The organism is Aquibium microcysteis, from assembly GCF_014495845.1.
GTDB classification, from domain to species: Bacteria; Pseudomonadota; Alphaproteobacteria; order Rhizobiales; family Rhizobiaceae; genus Aquibium; species Aquibium microcysteis.
Genome location: NZ_CP061080.1, coordinates 2,710,126 through 2,726,585, shown reverse-complemented (window position 1 = coordinate 2,726,585; position 16,460 = coordinate 2,710,126). Strand labels below are relative to the sequence as shown.

At 68.5% G+C, this 16,460-nt stretch carries 14 protein-coding genes; 12 read left to right on the top strand and 2 right to left on the bottom strand.

Annotated elements, in window-relative coordinates:
• Positions 1-58: 58 nt before the first annotated feature.
• The 8 genes from IAI54_RS12695 to IAI54_RS12660 all read left to right on the top strand — a co-directional run bounded on the left by IAI54_RS12695 (position 59) and on the right by IAI54_RS12660 (position 9,906).
• Entirely contained in the window at positions 59-874 is an 816-nt protein-coding gene (locus IAI54_RS12695; protein ID WP_235679402.1) for a branched-chain amino acid ABC transporter permease, read from the top strand.
• Positions 875-878: 4 nt separating this feature from the next.
• Entirely contained in the window at positions 879-1,868 is a 990-nt protein-coding gene (locus IAI54_RS12690; protein WP_187972679.1) for a branched-chain amino acid ABC transporter permease, read from the top strand.
• Positions 1,865-2,626 (top strand): ABC transporter ATP-binding protein, encoded by a 762-nt coding sequence (locus IAI54_RS12685; RefSeq protein ID WP_187972678.1) that lies wholly within the window; start codon positions 1,865-1,867, stop codon positions 2,624-2,626. Before IAI54_RS12690 ends, IAI54_RS12685 begins: the two co-directional genes overlap by 4 nt.
• A complete protein-coding gene (locus IAI54_RS12680) occupies positions 2,619-3,335 on the top strand; it encodes an ABC transporter ATP-binding protein (RefSeq protein WP_187972677.1) in 717 nt (238 codons plus the stop codon). The genes IAI54_RS12685 and IAI54_RS12680 overlap by 8 nt, the downstream gene beginning before the upstream one ends.
• A gap of 51 nt (positions 3,336-3,386) precedes the next feature.
• Positions 3,387-4,349 carry a VOC family protein gene (locus IAI54_RS12675; protein ID WP_187972676.1) on the top strand — a complete coding sequence of 321 codons (963 nt, stop codon included), beginning with the start codon at positions 3,387-3,389 and terminating at the stop codon, positions 4,347-4,349.
• Between the two features lie 194 nt (positions 4,350-4,543).
• Positions 4,544-5,956, top strand: a complete 1,413-nt coding sequence (gene ligM, locus IAI54_RS12670) for a vanillate/3-O-methylgallate O-demethylase (RefSeq protein ID WP_187972675.1) — start codon at positions 4,544-4,546, stop codon at positions 5,954-5,956.
• Positions 5,957-6,308: 352 nt separating this feature from the next.
• Positions 6,309-7,229: a methylenetetrahydrofolate reductase gene (locus tag IAI54_RS12665; protein ID WP_210321242.1), complete on the top strand. Its 921-nt coding sequence runs from the start codon at positions 6,309-6,311 to the stop codon at positions 7,227-7,229.
• A gap of 193 nt (positions 7,230-7,422) precedes the next feature.
• On the top strand, positions 7,423-9,906 hold the full coding sequence (locus tag IAI54_RS12660) for an EAL domain-containing protein (RefSeq protein WP_187972673.1): 2,484 nt from the start codon (positions 7,423-7,425) through the stop codon (positions 9,904-9,906).
• A gap of 125 nt (positions 9,907-10,031) precedes the next feature.
• On the opposite strand, the gene IAI54_RS12655 is transcribed toward IAI54_RS12660, so the two are convergent.
• Complete coding sequence (locus IAI54_RS12655; protein WP_187972672.1) at positions 10,032-10,784, bottom strand: enoyl-CoA hydratase/isomerase family protein; 753 nt, start codon at positions 10,782-10,784, stop codon at positions 10,032-10,034.
• Positions 10,785-10,947: 163 nt separating this feature from the next.
• Between IAI54_RS12655 and IAI54_RS12650 the strand changes: the two genes are divergently transcribed.
• Positions 10,948-11,619, top strand: a complete 672-nt coding sequence (locus IAI54_RS12650) for a spermine/spermidine synthase domain-containing protein (RefSeq protein ID WP_187972671.1) — start codon at positions 10,948-10,950, stop codon at positions 11,617-11,619.
• Between the two features lie 79 nt (positions 11,620-11,698).
• On the opposite strand, the gene IAI54_RS12645 is transcribed toward IAI54_RS12650, so the two are convergent.
• Positions 11,699-12,100 (bottom strand): hypothetical protein, encoded by a 402-nt coding sequence (locus IAI54_RS12645; protein ID WP_187972670.1) that lies wholly within the window; start codon positions 12,098-12,100, stop codon positions 11,699-11,701.
• 252 nt (positions 12,101-12,352) lie between these two features.
• Between IAI54_RS12645 and IAI54_RS12640 the strand changes: the two genes are divergently transcribed.
• From IAI54_RS12640 to IAI54_RS12630, 3 genes are read left to right on the top strand one after another with little or no spacing between them, the layout of a single operon-like run.
• Positions 12,353-13,009, top strand: coding sequence for an ABC transporter ATP-binding protein (locus tag IAI54_RS12640; protein WP_187972669.1), 657 nt, complete (start codon positions 12,353-12,355; stop codon positions 13,007-13,009).
• Complete coding sequence (locus tag IAI54_RS12635; RefSeq protein WP_187972668.1) at positions 13,006-15,405, top strand: FtsX-like permease family protein; 2,400 nt, start codon at positions 13,006-13,008, stop codon at positions 15,403-15,405. The genes IAI54_RS12640 and IAI54_RS12635 overlap by 4 nt, the downstream gene beginning before the upstream one ends.
• Positions 15,395-16,453, top strand: coding sequence for a lipocalin-like domain-containing protein (locus tag IAI54_RS12630; protein ID WP_187972667.1), 1,059 nt, complete (start codon positions 15,395-15,397; stop codon positions 16,451-16,453). The genes IAI54_RS12635 and IAI54_RS12630 overlap by 11 nt, the downstream gene beginning before the upstream one ends.
• Positions 16,454-16,460 lie beyond the last annotated feature (7 nt).

Sequence of the window (16,460 nt, the reverse complement as noted above, 5' to 3'; positions counted from 1 at the left end):
CGGCGCTCACGTGACCGGCAATCTCCTGATCGTCCTCTTCGACGGCTTCGCCTTCGGGATGCTTCTCTTCGTCCTGTCGGTGGGGCTGTCGGTCACGCTGGGGCTGATGAACTTCGTCAATCTCGCGCATGGCGCCTTCGGCATGCTCGGCGGCTATCTGGCCCTGGTCGTCACACGCGAGGCGGGGCTGTCCTTCTTCCTCGCGCTGCCCGCGGCCTTCTTCGGCGCCGCGGTCGTCGGCATCGCCTGCGAGCGCACGCTGTTCCGCCGGCTCTACCGGTCGGGTGAACTCAACCAGGTCCTCTTCACGGTGGGCCTGGTCTTCGTCGCCACCGCCATCGCCACCTTCGCGTTCGGCACGGGTCAGCAGCCGATCCAGATCCCCGAGATGCTGCGCGGTTCGGTGGAGGTGGGCGGCCTGCGCCTCGGCATCTACCGCATCTTTCTCATTCTCGTCGCGCTCGCCGTCACCGCGGCGCTCGTCTTCGGGCTGGAGTTCACCCGCTTCGGCGCGAAGGTGCGGGCGGCGGTGGACAACCAGCGCGTCGCGCAGGGGCTCGGCATCGACGTCGACACGATCTTCGCGATCACCTTCGCGCTCGGTTGCGGGCTTGCGGGACTCGGCGGCGCGCTCGCCATCGAGATCGTCGGCCTCGATCCGACCTTCGCCTTCCACTACCTGATCTACGTCCTGATCGTGGTCGCCGTCGGCGGGCTCGGCTCGATCGGCGGATCGTTCCTCGCGGCCGCGCTGCTGGGCATCGGCGACGTGGCTGGCAAGTATTTCGTGCCGGAACTCGGCTCCTTCCTCATCTACCTCCTGATGGTGGGCGTCCTGTTCTGGCGTCCGCTCGGCCTGTTCGGAAAGCGCTGACGCCATGGCCGATCCGACCACCGACCGTTCCGGAGTTCACGCCTGGATCAGGCGCCAGGGGCGCTGGAACGCCTTCGAGATCGCATTCTGGATCGCGGTCTTCGTGCCCTTCTTCTTCTTTCCGACCTATCTGACGCTGGCGAGCCAGATCGCCATCGCGGCTCTCTTCGCCCTCTCGGTCGACCTGATCCTCGGCTATGCCGGCATCATCACGCTCGGACACGCCATGTTCTTCGGCCTCGGCGCCTATGCCGCCGGCCTGCTCACCAAGACGGGATGGGGCGAGCCGCTGAGCGGGCTCCTGATCTCAGGCCTCTTCGTGGCGCTGGTCGGCTTCGTGGTCTCCTTCGTGATCGTGCGGGTGCAGCACCTGGCGCTGCTGATGATCACGCTCGGGCTCGGGCTCCTGACGCTGGAACTCGCCAACGCGATGAGCTGGCTCACCGGCGGCACCGACGGGCTGCAGGGCGTCTCGGTCTGGCCGATCTTCGGTACCTTCGACTACGACCTGTGGGGCTACACCGCCTATTCCTACACGCTCGCGGTGCTCTTCGTCGCTGTGCTGGTCGCCCGGCGCATCGTCCACTCGTCCTTCGGCCTGTCGCTGCGCGGGATCCGCGAAAACCTGAACCGCATGCCGGCGATCGGCGCGCCCTACCAGCGTCGCCTTCAGGTGATCTACACGATCTCCGCCGGCATGGCGGGTCTGGCGGGCGCGCTGCTGACGCAGACCACCTCGCAGGTGGCGCTCGACGTGCTGTCCTTCCAGCGTTCCGCCGACGTGGTGGTGATGCTCATCCTCGGCGGGACGGGGCGGCTCTATGGCGGCATCATCGGGGCGATCATCTTCATGGTGGCGCGCGACCAGCTCGCCGGCATCAACCCGCAATACTGGTATTTCTGGATCGGCATCCTCCTGATGATCGTGGTGCTCGTCATGCCGAAGGGCATTCTCGGCTTCCTCGCGCAGGCGTGGGAGAGGATGCGGCGATGAGTCCGGAAACCTTCGCCCTGCGCACCGAGAACCTCCGCAAGCGCTTCGGCTCGCTGGAGGTGGCGCGCGACGTGTCGATCGCGCTGCCGCGCGGCGCCCGCCATGCGCTGATCGGGCCGAACGGTGCCGGCAAGACCTCGCTCGTCAACCTGATCACCGGTCAGCTTCCGCCGGATTCCGGCCGGGTCCTGCTCGACGGGCAGGACATCACGCGGCTGAACCGCGCCGCGCGCGTCAAGGCAGGGCTCGCCCGCACGTTCCAGATCAACCAGCTGTTCCCCGCGCTGACGCCGATCGAGGCGATCACGCTCGCCGTCACCGAGCGCAGAGGCACCGCCGGCCAGTTCTGGCGCAGCCTCGCCTCGCATGGCGAGGCAATCGACGAAGCGTGGGGAATCCTGGCGCAGCTGCGCCTGACCGAGGTGGCGACGCGGCCGACGCGGGTGCTTGCCTACGGCCAGCAGCGGCTGCTCGAGATCGGGCTGGCGCTCGCCACGCGGCCGAAGGTTCTGCTGCTCGACGAGCCGGCCGCCGGCGTGCCGAAGGGCGAGAGCGCGGAGCTCTTCTCGGTGATCGCAGCACTGCCCGACGATATCTCGGTGCTGTTCATCGAGCACGACATGAGCCTCGTCTTCAAGTTCGCCGCCCGCATCATCGTGCTGGTGTCCGGCGGCGTGCTGCTGGAGGCCGAGCCGGACGTGATCCGCACCGACCAGCGCGTCCGCGACGTCTATCTGGGGCAGGCGCATCATGGCTGAACCGCTGCTCGAACTCGACGACGTCAGCGCCGGCTACGGCGAGGGGATCGTGCTCGACCACGTCTCGGTGTCTCTGCCCGCCGGCGGCAGCCTTGCGCTGCTCGGCCGCAACGGCGTCGGCAAGACGACGATGATCCTGACCATCATGGGCCATCTCCAGCTCGCGGGCGGCCGGATCCGCTTCCGCGGCCAGGACGTCTCGCGGCTGCCGCCGCACCAGCGCGCGCGGCGGGGCATCGGCTGGGTGCCGCAGGAACGCGACGTCTTTCCATCGCTGACCGTGGAGGAGAACCTGACCGTCGCGGCGCGGCCCGGGCGCTGGGACCTCGCCTCGATCTACGGCCTGTTTCCGCGGTTGCGGGAACGGAGGGGCAACATGGGCAACCAGCTGTCCGGCGGCGAACAGCAGATGCTGACGATCGGCCGCACGCTGATGACCAACCCTGCCGTCCTGCTGCTCGACGAACCGCTGGAAGGGCTGGCGCCGATCATCGTCGAGGAGCTGACCGCCGCCATCCGTCGCATGGCGAGGGACGAGGGCATGGCGCTGGTGCTGGTCGAACAGCATGCGGAGGTCGCGCTCGAACTGACCGAGGATGCGGTGGTCATCGAGCGCGGCGTGATCGCGCACCGGGCACGGTCTCGCGACCTGCTCGCGGACCGCGAGACGCTGGACCGCTTCGTCGGGCTCAACCTCGCCGCGGAATAGATTCGGAACGCGCCCGCCGGCAAAGCGGGTGAAACGGGAAAGGACTGGACGATGAGTGAGCCGTGTTTCGACGTGGCGCATCTGGGGCATATCGAGCTTCTGACGAACCGCTTCGAGGAAAGCCTCGACTTCTTCGTCAGGGTCTACGGTCTGACGGAGAGCGGGCGGGACGAGAATTCCGTCTATCTTCGAGCCTGGGACGACTACGAGTTCCACTCGCTCAAGCTGACGCGATCCGATACGACGGGCATGGCGCATTGCGGCTACCGCACCTCGTCGGAGGCGGCGCTGCACCGGCGCGTGGCGGTCATCGAGAAGATGGGGCTCGGCATCGGCTGGACCGAGGGCGACCTCGGCCACGGGCCGAGCTTCCGCTTCCATTCCCCCGACGGCCATGTCTTCGAGCTCTACTGGGAGACGGTCAAGTATGCCGCACCGGACCCCGAGCGGCCGGCGCTGAAGAACGTGGCGCAGCGCTTCCACGGACGCGGTGCGGCGCCGCGCCGGATCGACCACTTCAATCTTCTGGCCACCGACGTGTCGAAGATGCGCGCCTTCATGGTGGAGGCGATGGGCAGCCGTGTGACGGAACTGATCCAGCTCGACAACGGGCGCATCGGCGGGTGCTGGTTCACCGTCAACAACAAGGGCTACGACATGGCCTGCACGGAGGACCATTCGGGCGCGCGCGGACGCTTCCACCACATCACCTATGCCGCCGACCATCGCGACGACATCCTGCGTGCCGCCGACGTGTTCCTGGAGAACGGGGTCTTCATCGAGACGGGGCCGCACAAGCACGCGATCCAGGGGACGTTCTTCCTCTACGTCTGGGAGCCGGCCGGCAACCGCGTCGAAATCGCCAATGCCGGAGCGCGGCTGATCCTCGATCCGGACTGGCCGACGGTGGTCTGGACCGAGACCGACCGCAGGAAGGGCCAGGCCTGGGGCCTCAAGACCATCGAGAGCTTCCACACGCACGGCACGCCGCCGGTGGCGAAGGCGGCGGAATAGGCGGTCGCGCGGGGGCGGCGATCGCCGTCGGAGCCCGGTGGGTCGCCCTGACTGCGCCGGCAGCGGCCGGGGCGCCGGAATCCACCGCCCGGGCACCCCGGTACCCGCGACGGCCGCGCTTGCCTCTTGCAAACGCCGCCACCATTTGCCAAAGGTGATGTATACACGAACCTTGATCCATGGGAGGAACCCAGATGAACAGATTCAGTCTCCAGGCGGTTTTGGAGAAGGCGGGTAATCCCGTCCAGCTCCTCCGCAACTCCAAGACCGGCATGTATGTATACCCGGTGGTCGCTCCGGAGTTCGCCAACTGGCGTGACGAGCAGCGCGCCTGGCGCGAATCGGCGGTGCTGTTCGATCAGACGCACCACATGGACGAGCTGATCGTGGAAGGCCCGCAGGCCGAGGAATTCCTCGCCCATCACGGCATCAACTCCTTCGGGAACTTCGACCTGAACCGTGCCAAGCACTACGTGCCGGTCACCCCGAACGGTCACGTCATCGGCGACCACATCATCTTCCGCGAGCGCCAGGACAAGTTCATCCTCGTCGGCCGCGCGCCGACCTCGAACTGGCTGATGTTCTGTGCCGCCTGGGGCAAGTGGAACGTGCGCCTGAAGTACGATCCCCGCTCGCCGTCGCGGCCCGAGGGCGAGCGCGTGCTGCGCACGCACTACCGCTTCCAGATCCAGGGTCCGGATGCGCCGAAGATCTTCGAGAAGATGAACGGCGGGCCGATCCCGGAGATCAAGTTCTTCCACGTCGACTGGATCAACGTCGGCTCGCGCAAGGTCCAGGCGCTGCGGCACGGCATGTCGGGTGCACCCGGCCTCGAGATCTGGGGTCCCTACGAGGACAAGAACTACGTTCTCGGCGCCATTCTGGAGGCGGCCAGGGAGGCTGGCGTCAACCTCGTGCGCTGCGGCAGCCGCGCCTACTCCACCAACACGCTGGAGTCGGGCTGGATCCCGTCGCCGCTGCCGGGCATCTACACCGGCGACGGCATGCTGGCCGACTATCGCGAGTGGCTCGGCGCCGACAGCTACGAGGCGGCCGGTGCCATCGGCGGTTCGTTCGTGTCCGACAATATCGAGGACTACTACGTCAACCCGTTCGAGCTCGGCTACGACTTCTACATCGGCTGGAAGAAGCAGGACTTCGTCGGCAAGGACGCGCTCGTCAAGATGAAGGAGCGCAAGAACCGCAAGAAGGTCACCTTCGAGTGGAATGCCGAGGACGTGGTCAAGGTCATCGCGTCCGCCTTCAAGCCGGGCGAGGACCACTACAAGTGGATCGACTTCCCGCAGCCGAACTACGCCTCCACCTCCGCCGACATGGTCATGAACGGCGACAAGATGGTCGGCATGTCGATGTTCAACGGCTACTCCTACAACGAGCGCTGCATGCTCTCGCTCGGCGTCGTCGACCAGGACATCCAGATCGGCGACGTGCTGACGCTGAAGTGGGGCGAGCCGGAGCAGACCGGCAAGACCTCGACCGAGAAGCACAAGCAGGCCGAGATCCGCGTCCGCGTCTCCCAGACGCCCTACGCGGCCGAAGCCCGCACCAACTACGCCGACAGCTGGCGCACCAAGGCGTCGCGCTGACGCTGGTCGCGACGGGCGCTCCGTCGGAAAAGGACGCACGGGCGGCGGATCATTCCGCCGCCCGTCGCTTTTGGTCGATCCGATGGCGCGCGGACGCGATGGCGGCGGAGGTCGGGCGGGCCATTGTAGCCGCGTCGCTCCGGAAGACGCGCGGTCTGCGGCCTGTAGAGCGTCGGCTCCGCCGCACTGTGTATGCACTTGGGCCTTTGGTGCGCGACGCGGGAATACGCTGCCGCCTCTGCGCTGGCGTCGCCAGACGGGGTTTTCACGCGTTTGCGCCGTGACATGTCGCAGCCGGGTTGCGATCCGACGCGCCCGTCGTGTATACATGATCGAACAAAGGAGGATGACCATGGCCTTTTTCAAGCAAGCCGCGACCGAGGGATCTTCTGCCGGATCCGAGGTGCTGACCGGTGCCTTCGTCGAGGGCTATTCCATCGAGGTCATGCCCCGTACGGCGGCCAAGATCGACGACTTCAAAGCCCTCCTGCCGACGGGAACGCGCGTCTACATCGCTCATATCGAGGGCACGCCGATCGAGGAGATGGTGGAGACCGCCGCAAGGCTCGCGGGCGACGGTTTTCCGGTGATGCCGCATTTCCCGGCACGCATCATCCGCGACGGGGCCATGCTCGAAGACTGGATCCTGCGTTATCGGGACGTCGGGGTGAGCCAGGCGCTCCTTCTCGCCGGCGGCGTGACGAAGCCGCACGGCGAACTCGCGTCCTCCATGGATCTCATGGAGAGCGGGTTGTTCGACAAGCACGGGTTCAAGCGCCTGCATGTCGCCGGCCATCCCGAGGGCAACAAGGACATCGACGCCGATGGCTCCTCGCGTCAGGTCGACGCCGCGCTGCAGTGGAAGCAGGCCTTTTCCGAACGGACCGACGCGGCCATGGCGATTGCCACCCAGTTCGCCTTCGAAGCACAGCCCGTGATCGCATGGGCGGAGCGGCTGAAGGCGGCCGGCATTTCGCTGCCGATCCACGTCGGCATCGCCGGTCCCGCGAAGCTCCAGACGCTGATCAAGTTCGCCATGGCCTGCGGCGTCGGGCCCTCCATCCGCGTGCTGCAGCGCCGCGCCATGGATATCCGCAAGCTCGTCATGCCCTACGAGCCGGCCGACGTGCTCGCCGATCTCGCCGCCTACAAGGAGCAGAATCCGGGCAGCCTGATCGAGCAGGTGCATTTCTTCCCGCTCGGCGGCATCAAGGCGTCGACGGACTGGGCCAACGAGACCGTGCGGACGGGAGCGCTGCGCCGCACCGCCTGAGCCTTCGGGGGCGCGCGGCCGCGAGGTCGGTCCCGATTCCGTCGGTCCAGGCTCCGCTCACCCGGGGTGGCCGGACGCCGATCCCTGCGTCCGGAGCCGGCTCGCGCGGCGGGATCCCGTGCGGTTAACCTCATATTTTAGAATAGACTGTAGGCTCTCCCACAATGAGAAGGCGCAATGCCGGGAGACCTGGATGGGGGCGAAAGAACCGTCCGATTCCGCCTCTGTGGATGTCTGGGCACATGCGCTGGAACGGGCGAGCCTCGGCGTATGGGACTGGGACCTGCGCACCGGCATCTGCACCTATTCCGACACCTGGTTCCGGATGCTCGGCTACAAGCCGGAGGATTTTCCGCGCGGCGGAGATCTCTGGATAAGCCTCATGCATCCCGACGACCGGGAGAAGACGATCGCCAAGGGCGATCGGCACCTGCGCGGGGAAACACCGTCGATCGAGGCCGAAATGCGCCTGCGCCACAAGGCGGGGCACTGGGTGTGGGTGCTGGACCGCGGCGGTGTCGTCGAGCGCGACGCGGCGGGAGCGCCGCTTCGGGTGGTCGGCGTCCAGACCGACATCAGCGGCCAGAAGGCGTCCGAGGCGGCGCTGCGCAGCATCAAGGAGCGGTTCGCACTGGCACTGGCTGCCAGCCGGACCGGCATCTGGTACTTCGACATCGCCACGAAGAGGAGCTTCTGGGACAGCAACACGCATGTCATCATGGGCCTTCCGCCGCAGGAAGGCACCGTCCCGAGCGACACCTGGGTCTCCTTCCTCCACCCCGACGACCGGGACGAGGCGGTGGCCACGCATGCGGATCTCTCCCTGTTCGAGCACGGCGACCGTCGGATGCGCTACCGGATCGTGCGTCCGGACGGCGAGGTGCGGCATCTCGAGACGCTGGCGCGATTCTCCGGCGATCCGGCCCCCCATGGCAGCATCGTGGGAACGGTGCGTGACATCACGGAGGAAGTGCTCGCCGCCGAAGCCCAGCGCAACGAGGAGAAGCGCCTGCGCGTGACGCTGGCATCGATCAGCGACGGCGTGGTGAGCACCGACCGCAAGGACCGCATCACCTTCGCCAACCCGGCTGCGGCGGAGATGCTGGGCCTCCCGCCGGAGGCGCTGCTCGGGCGGCGCAGCGAAGAGCTTTTCGCCCGTCCGGGGTCGGTGGGGGACCTGCCGGGCTTCGATGCCGCAGCCGCCGGCCTGATGGTGCTGCCCGGCAGGCAGGGGCGCGGCATCCTGGTTCGCTGCACGACCAATCCGATCACCCGCGCCGACGGCTCCGTCAGCGGCTTCGTCCACACGCTTCTCGACGTGACGCACGAGCAGAAGAAGCAGCGGGAACTCGCCTACGCCGCCGAGCATGATTCCCTGACGGGGCTCTGCAACCGCGCGGCCTTCGAGACCATCCTGCAGGCGCGCGTCGCCTCCGCCGGTCGCGCGCCCTTCGCGCTCCTCTACATCGACCTCGACCACTTCAAGGCGCTGAACGATTATGCCGGTCATGCCGCCGGCGACCGTGCGCTGGTGATGATCGCGCATGCCATCGCCGCCAGCCTGCCCGGCGGCTCCGTCGTCGCGCGTCTGGGCGGCGACGAGTTTGCTGCCGTCGTGGACTGCCGCGACGAAGGCGGCGCGGAGCGCCTGGCGGAAGCGGTGCTGGCGGCCATCGGCAGCGCGGATCTCGGCAGCAATGCGAGCTATCGGCGTCTCGGTGCGAGCGTCGGGACCATCGTCGTTGCCGAGGATGGGCTGCATGCGCCGGACGTCATCGCCCATGCCGACGATGCCTGCTATGCCGCGAAGGCGGCGGGACGCAACCGTCTGGTCGCGCATACGCAGACCGGGGAGCGCCTCGTCTCGCGCCTGACCGCCGCGCGACTGGTCGGCGACATCGCCGATGCCAAGGATGACGGCCGGCTCCGGCTCTACGGCCAGGAGATCCGCTCGCTTGCGAGCCCGGACGCTCCCGGGGAGAAGATCGAGCTGCTCGCCCGCCTCGTCGACCAGCAGGGACAGTTCGTGCCGCCGGCAACCTTCATTCCTGCAGCCGAGCGTTTCGGCCGTGCCGCAGCACTCGACCGCTGGATCATCGCGAGGCTGCTGCGGGAGCATGGGCACATCCTGCGGCCCGGCGGCCTGACCGTCGGCGTCAACCTTTCGGCGCAGACCCTGAGCGATCCTCTGCTCTGGGACTACGTGCACGGCCTCGTCGAGGAAACGGGAGCATCTCCGGAGCGGGTGGTGTTCGAGATCACCGAGACGGCGGCGGTCACGAATTTCGAGGCCGCCGACCGCTTCGTCCGCCAGGCGCGCAACCACGGCTGCCGGATCAGCCTCGACGATTTCGGTGCCGGCCTGTCGTCATTCGACTATCTGAGGCGGTTTCCCGTCGACAGCCTGAAGATCAATGGCTCCTTCGTGGAGAACCTGCCGACCAGCCGCTTCGACCGCCAGATCGTCGCATCGATCAGCCGCGTGGCGCGCGGGCTCGGCTACGACGTCATCGCCGAGAAGATCGAGAACCAGGAGACCGTCGGCATTCTCCAGGGAATGCACGTCCAGTTCGGCCAGGGATATCTGTTTCACAAGCCCGAACCGATCGAGACTCTCGTGCAGCGTCGTCTCGAGCTCCTCGCTGCGCCAGCGGCGAGTCAGGCTTCCGGCCTCTGATCCCGCTGCGGAAGCGGCCGCGGCTCACAATGTGTGAAACGATCGAGGATGCGAAAGAAGGCCCACTGAAATCCTCCAGATTTTCGGCTTGAGCTGATCGGAGACGGGCAGTCTTTCGCATCCTCTCAGGTCTTCGGCCTGCCTTTCGACAGGAACGCCTCCCGGGCGTGGCGATGCTCCTCCGAACCGAGGCAGGCGACGTAGGACTCCATCTCGGCGGCGAGCACGCGCTCCAGCTGGTCCAGCGCAAGAAGCGACTTCAGATGTCCCTTCGGCCCTGGCAGGTTGGCCGCAAGCGCTGCCGACCAGCGGTCGGCGGCAGCAGGAAGATCCGCAGGCTCCACCACTTCGTCGGCTATTCCGAGCGAGCCGGCCTCCGCAGCTTCGACGATCCGCCCCGACAGGAGCAGCTGCCGCGCGCTGGCGGTCGGCATCCGGGCGGGGAGGGTCCAGCCGAGCGCCATGTCCGGCGGCAGGCCGATGCGGCCGAACGAGGCGCAGAATTTCGCGGTCGTGTCCGCGACCACCGCGTCGCAGCAGAGCGCGAGCGAGAAACCGGCGCCGAAAGCCGGGCCGCTCACCGCCGCCACCGAAGGCTTGCGTCCGGCGATCAGGAGCCGCGCGACGTCGTGGAGGATGGCCATGCGGCGCCGGGCGATGTCGGGATCGCTCGTCATGGCCGAGATGTCGCCGCCCGACGAGAAGCTGCCGCCGGCGCCGGTGAGGATGATGCCCGTCACGTCCGCGTCGTCCTGCGCTGACGCGATGGCTTCGCGCAGTTCGGCGCGCAGCGTGTCCGTCAGGGCGTTCTTCTTGCCCGGAACGTTCAGGGTCAGTCGCAGGATGCCGCCGTCCTTCACGCAATCCAGTTCCTGCACGTCGCGACGCCTCCCCAAACCCATGCCCGCGATCGCCGCCCGGCGACCTTGCCAGCGCCATAGCACGGGACGGGGGCGCCGGGGCAAGCGGCAACCGTGTCCGTCTCGGCCCATCGATGCGATCGGCGTTGTCGACGGCAATCTGGCGGCCTATGGAAGACCGATGATACCCTGGATCCAGCTCGACAGCGCGCGCGTGCCCGGCGGCGGCGAATTGCGCCTCAAGCAGCGCGGCGGCGAATTCTCCATCATGCTCGGCACCAACGAACTGATGAACAGCCGGCTGAGCGGCTCCGAGGAGGCGCTGGCGAAGCTGGCCTGTGCGCGCATCGGCGGCCGCGCGGCGCCGCACGTGCTGATCGGCGGGCTCGGCATGGGGTTCACGCTGCGCGCGGCGCTGGCTGCGCTCGGGCCGGGCGCCCGCGTGACGGTCGCCGAACTCGTGCCGGAGGTCGTGGCATGGGCGCGGGGGCCGATGGCGCCGATCTTCGAGGGATCGCTCGACGACCCGCGCGTTCTCGTGCGCGAACACGACGTCGCCGACCTGATCCGATCGGCGAAGGCCTCTTACGACGCCATCCTGCTCGACGTCGACAACGGGCCGGAAGGGCTGAGCCGGGCGGCGAACGACGCCCTCTACGATCGCGCCGGCCTCGCCGCGGCACGGGCGGCACTTCGGCCGGGCGGGGTACTGGCGGTGTGGTCCTCCGGACCGGACGCCGGGTTCACCCGCCGTCTCGGGCAGGCGGGCTTCGATGTCGAGGAAACAAGGGCTCGGGCCCGGCGCGGCGGGGGAGGGGCGCGCCACGTCATCTGGCTGGCGGTGCGGAGATAGTCCAGCACCGCACGATCTCTTCCGGTGATGCCCGTGACCGACCATCGGTTGCATGATCGATAGGGAGGAGTTCGGGCGCCTAACGGATGCGCTGGCAGGCGGTCTCCACGCGGGCGTCCTGATGCGCGAAATAGTTGTACATGTTGTTCATGTCACGCGGGATCACGAACAGTGAAAACATCGCCTGGTTTGGCGGAGCGATCTGGATGCGAACCATGGCCTGCCCGTTGTCGCCCGGACCAATACTCCATCGTCCGCTCGCGCGGGTGTAGGGAAAGTAACCGCTCGTCCCATTGAGAATGACGATGCCGTCGGCGACGGCCGAAAAGTCGGGCGCGAGATACACGGTCGTTTCTACCGTTGCGGGGACCGAGTTCATCACGCAACGCCATGTCCCGCTGAGTGCTGCGGCATTCTGGGCCAGCAACGGTGTTGGGCAGAGCGCAAGAAGCGCAGCCGTCGCCAAGATCCGTCCCGACATCGGAAGACTCCCGCATTCGCTCGAAGACGACGTTACCGTATCTCAGCCTTGCCTCCACTGCCAGCAGCATTGTGTTCTTCAGTATGGCGGGTGGCATGCATGTCATGATCAATTTCGTCGCCCGTCGGTGCAGGTCGGGGCAGCGTTCCTCATCCGGGGACCGCGTGGCGGATCCCCGCCTGCCAATTTCCGGGAGAGGGAAATCCGGCCGGGACGGCTTCCCCTTCGCGCCGCGTGCGATAGCTTCCGGGCATGCTTCTCGACATCGACGCCATCACCAAATCCTACCCTGGTCCCGACGGGCCGGTCCCGGTCCTGCGCGGGGTGACGCTGACGCTCGGCGCAGGCGAGAGCCTGGCGCTGACCGGCGAGTCCGGCTCCGGCAAGAGCACGCTCCTGCATCTCGTCGCCGGGCTCGATCGCGCGGATGGAGGCCGCATCCTGATCGACGGGACGGAGGTGACGGCCCTGGACGACCGGGGCCGCGCGGCCTTGCGGCGAAAGGCGATCGGTATCGTCTTCCAGCAGTTCAACCTGATCCCCTCGCTCGACGTCGCGGCCAACATCGCCTTCCAGGCCCGGCTGTCGGGAGGCGCGGACGAGACGAGGCTTCGCGATCTCGCGACGGCGCTCGGGCTCGAAGCGCATCTGCGCAAGTATCCCGAGCAGCTGTCGGGCGGCCAGCAGCAGCGCGTGGCGATCGCCCGCACGCTCGCCGCGCGCCCCAGGCTCATCCTCGCCGACGAACCGACCGGCAATCTCGACGAGAGGACGGCGGACGAGGTGATGGACCAGTTCCTCGGCCTCGTCGGCGAGGCGGGTGCCGCGCTCCTGATGGTCACCCACTCGCCGCGCCTGGCGGCCAGGCTCGGCCGGCACGCGCATCTGAGCCGGGGACGTCTGGCATGACGGCGGCGACGCTCGCCGCGCTCGTCTCCCACTGGCGCCGCAACCCTGTCCAGTTCCTGACCCTCGTCGTCGGGCTGGCGCTGGCGACAGCCCTGTGGTCGGGCGTACAGGCGATCAACGCGGAGGCGCGCGCGAGCTACGATGCGGCGGCCGCGACGCTGGGCGAGGGCCGGCTCGACCAGCTCGTGCCGGCGGCCGGGGAAACGATGCCGCAGGAGCGCTTCGTCGCGTTGCGCCGCGCCGGGTGGCTGGTCAGCCCGGTCGTCGAGGGACGGCTTCGCGCGGGCACGACGTCGCTGAGACTGGTCGGGATCGACCCGCTGACGGTGCCGGCCGGCGCCGCGGCGGGCACGGCGCTCGGCAGCACCGACCTTGCCGGTTTCCTCGGAGCCGACACGCTGCTGGCCGGGCCGCAGGCGGCGGACGTGCTGCGGGGCGCGTTGCCGAACCCGGTGATCGTCGATGCCTCGATCGCGCCGGGAACCGTGATCGCCGACATCGGGGTGGCGCAGCGTCTGCTCGACCGGGCGGGGCAGATCAACCGGCTTGTGGTCGCCGAGGTCCAGCCGCTGCGCCAGCGGCCGCTTGCCGAGGTGGCCCCCGACCTCGTCCGCCAGCGGGCCGACGGGGCGAGCGACGTCGGCCGCCTGACCGACAGCTTCCACCTCAATCTGACCGCCTTCGGCTTCCTGAGCTTCGCGGTCGGCATCTTCATCGTGCATGGGGCGATCGGACTCGCCTTCGAGCAGCGGCGCGGCATGGTGCGCACGTTGCGCGCGCTCGGCGTCCCGCTCGATCGGCTGATCGTGCTGATGATCCTCGAACTGGTCGCGCTGGCGACGCTGGCGGGCGCCATCGGGATCGTGCTCGGATATGTCGTGGCAGCAGTGCTGCTGCCGGACGTCGCGGCGACGGTCCGCGGCCTCTATGGCACCGACGTCGCGGGCACGCTGCAGATCCGGCCCGTCTGGTGGGCCTCCGGCCTGGGCATGGCCGTCGGCGGCGCGCTGGCCGCGGCGGCCGGCGCGTTGTGGCGGATCGCGCGCATGCCGATCCTGGCGAGCGCCGGCGGCAGGGCCTGGGCGGTCGCGTCGGGTCGCGGGCGGCTGGTCCAGGGTTCGACGGCACTCGTCCTCTTCGCTGCCGCAGGCGGGTTCGCGGCCATGGGCACGGGGCTGGTGGCCGGGTTCGCCATCCTCGCCTGCCTGTTCCTCGGCGGGGCGCTCGCCCTGCCGCTCTGCCTCGCCGTGATCCTGAAGGCGGGGCAGGACCGGTCGACGGGCGTTCTGGCGCAATGGTTCTGGGCCGACAGCCGGCAGCAGCTGCCGGGTCTCAGCCTCGCGCTGATGGCGCTGCTGCTGGCCATGGCGGCCAATGTCGGCGTCTCCACCATGGTGTCGAGCTTCCGGCTGACCTTCACCGGCTTCCTCGACCAGCGCCTGTCGGCCGAACTCTACGTCGACGCGGCGGAGGTTCAGGATCGTGCGGCGCTGGAGCGTTTCCTCGGCACGCAAGCCGACGAGATCCTGCCGATCCTCTCGGTCGAGACCGAACTCGCCGGGCTGCCGGCGGAGCTCTACGGCGCGCGGGTCGGGCGGACCTACCGCGAGAACTGGCGCTTCCTCACCGCCGAGGCGGATGTCTGGGACCGCGTGGCCGATGGCAGCGCGCTGATCGTCAACGAGCAGCTGTCGCGCCGTGCCGGCCTCGCGCTCGGCGATCCGCTGACGGTGGCGCCGGGCGTGACGCTGCCCATCGCCGGCATCGTCGGCGACTATGGCAATCCGATCGGCCAGGCGATCATGGCCGAAGACCTGTTCCGGCAGGCCTATCCGGCCGTCGCGGCGGCGCGTTTCGGCCTGCGAACGGGCGATGCCGCGGCATTGCGGAGCGCGCTCGTCGACACGTTCGGCCTGCCGCCGGCGTCGATCATCGACCAGGCTGCGATCAAGCGGTTCTCGCTGTCGGTGTTCGAGCGCACCTTCTCCGTCACCGGCGCGCTCAACGTGCTGACGCTGGCGGTCGCGGCCTTTTCCATCCTGATGAGCCTGCTGACGCTCGCGGCGATGCGGCTGCCGCAGCTCGCGCCGGTCTGGGCGATGGGGGTGACGCAGCGGCGCCTGGCGGGACTGGAGGTGCTGCGCACCGTGCTCCTGGCGATGCTGACGGCGCTGCTCGCCATCCCGCTCGGGCTGCTGCTCGCCTGGGTGCTGCTTGCCATCGTCAACGTCGAGGCTTTCGGCTGGCGCCTGCCGATGTATCTCTTCCCGCTGGAATATGCCCGGCTGGTGCTGCTGACGCTGGCGGCAGCGCTTGCCGCCGCGTCCTGGCCCGCCCTGCGGCTGTCGCGCATGGCGCCGGCGGCCCTGCTCAGGATCTTCGCCCATGAACGATAGCATCCGGTCGCTTGCCGTCATCGTCTGGCTGTTCGGCTGCGGCGCGGCGTTCGCGCAGGGGTTCGCCGGGCTCGGAACGGAGGCCGAAGGCTTCGCCCTGCCGCAGCCGGGGCGCGCCTTGTCGTTCCCCCAGGATCACGGCGCTCACCCCGACTTCCGCATCGAGTGGTGGTACGTCACCGCCAACCTGACCGGCCCCGACGGCACGCCCTACGGCCTGCAATGGACGCTGTTCCGCTCGGCGCTGAAACCGGGTGAGGCGGGCGGATGGGAGAGCCCGCAGGTGTGGTTCGGCCACGCGGCGGTGACGAGTGCGACCATGCACAGGGCCGCCGAGCGCTTCGGGCGCGGCGGGACGGGACAGGCCGGGGTGACCGCGGCGCCCTTCCAGGCCTGGATCGACGACTGGCACATGACCGGCGACCTCCTCGGCACCGCCCGGCTGGCCGCCACGGGGACGGATTTCGCCTACGAGATGACCATGCGCGCCGCCGGGCCGCTCGTCTTCCACGGCCAGAACGGTTTCTCGGTCAAGTCGGCGGCGGGGCAGGCGAGCCATTATTATTCGCAGCCCTTCTTCGAGGTCGAAGGCAGGCTCGTCCTGCCGGAAGGGGAGATCCCGGTGCGCGGTTCGGCCTGGCTCGACCGGGAATGGTCGTCGCAGCCGCTCGCCGAAACCCAGTCGGGCTGGGACTGGTTCTCCTTGTCCTTCGCCAGCGGCGAGAAGCTGATGGGCTTCCGGTTGCGCGATGCGACCGGCGGAGACTTCACGTCCGCGACCTGGATCGAACCGGACGGAACGGCGACCGCCTATGCCGACGGCGCATTCGCGGCGGTGCCGCTCGCGGAGAGCCCGGTGGCGGGGCGCCGGGTGCCGACGCGCTGGCGGGTGACCCTGGCCGAGCGCGGTCTCGACGTGACGGTCGCGGCGCTGAACGACCAATCCTGGATGGGGCTGACGGTGCCCTACTGGGAAGGACCGGTCACCGTCAGCGGCAGCCATGACGGCCGCGGCTATCTCGAAATGACCGGTTACGGGGAGGAGTGAATGCCGG

What these genes read in the sequence shown, in the direction of transcription:
- IAI54_RS12695 (WP_235679402.1), top strand. Translation starts at nt 59, where the DNA reads ATGCTTCTCTTCGTCCTGTCGGTGGGGCTGTCGGTCACGCTGGGGCTG.
- IAI54_RS12690 (WP_187972679.1), top strand. Translation starts at nt 879, where the DNA reads ATGGCCGATCCGACCACCGACCGTTCCGGAGTTCACGCCTGGATCAGG.
- IAI54_RS12685 (WP_187972678.1), top strand. Translation starts at nt 1,865, where the DNA reads ATGAGTCCGGAAACCTTCGCCCTGCGCACCGAGAACCTCCGCAAGCGC.
- IAI54_RS12680 (WP_187972677.1), top strand. Translation starts at nt 2,619, where the DNA reads ATGGCTGAACCGCTGCTCGAACTCGACGACGTCAGCGCCGGCTACGGC.
- IAI54_RS12675 (WP_187972676.1), top strand. Translation starts at nt 3,387, where the DNA reads ATGAGTGAGCCGTGTTTCGACGTGGCGCATCTGGGGCATATCGAGCTT.
- ligM (WP_187972675.1), top strand. Translation starts at nt 4,544, where the DNA reads ATGAACAGATTCAGTCTCCAGGCGGTTTTGGAGAAGGCGGGTAATCCC.
- IAI54_RS12665 (WP_210321242.1), top strand. Translation starts at nt 6,309, where the DNA reads ATGGCCTTTTTCAAGCAAGCCGCGACCGAGGGATCTTCTGCCGGATCC.
- IAI54_RS12660 (WP_187972673.1), top strand. Translation starts at nt 7,423, where the DNA reads ATGGGGGCGAAAGAACCGTCCGATTCCGCCTCTGTGGATGTCTGGGCA.
- IAI54_RS12650 (WP_187972671.1), top strand. Translation starts at nt 10,948, where the DNA reads ATGATACCCTGGATCCAGCTCGACAGCGCGCGCGTGCCCGGCGGCGGC.
- IAI54_RS12645 (WP_187972670.1), bottom strand. Translation starts at nt 12,100, where the DNA reads ATGTCGGGACGGATCTTGGCGACGGCTGCGCTTCTTGCGCTCTGCCCA.
- IAI54_RS12640 (WP_187972669.1), top strand. Translation starts at nt 12,353, where the DNA reads ATGCTTCTCGACATCGACGCCATCACCAAATCCTACCCTGGTCCCGAC.
- IAI54_RS12635 (WP_187972668.1), top strand. Translation starts at nt 13,006, where the DNA reads ATGACGGCGGCGACGCTCGCCGCGCTCGTCTCCCACTGGCGCCGCAAC.
- IAI54_RS12630 (WP_187972667.1), top strand. Translation starts at nt 15,395, where the DNA reads ATGAACGATAGCATCCGGTCGCTTGCCGTCATCGTCTGGCTGTTCGGC.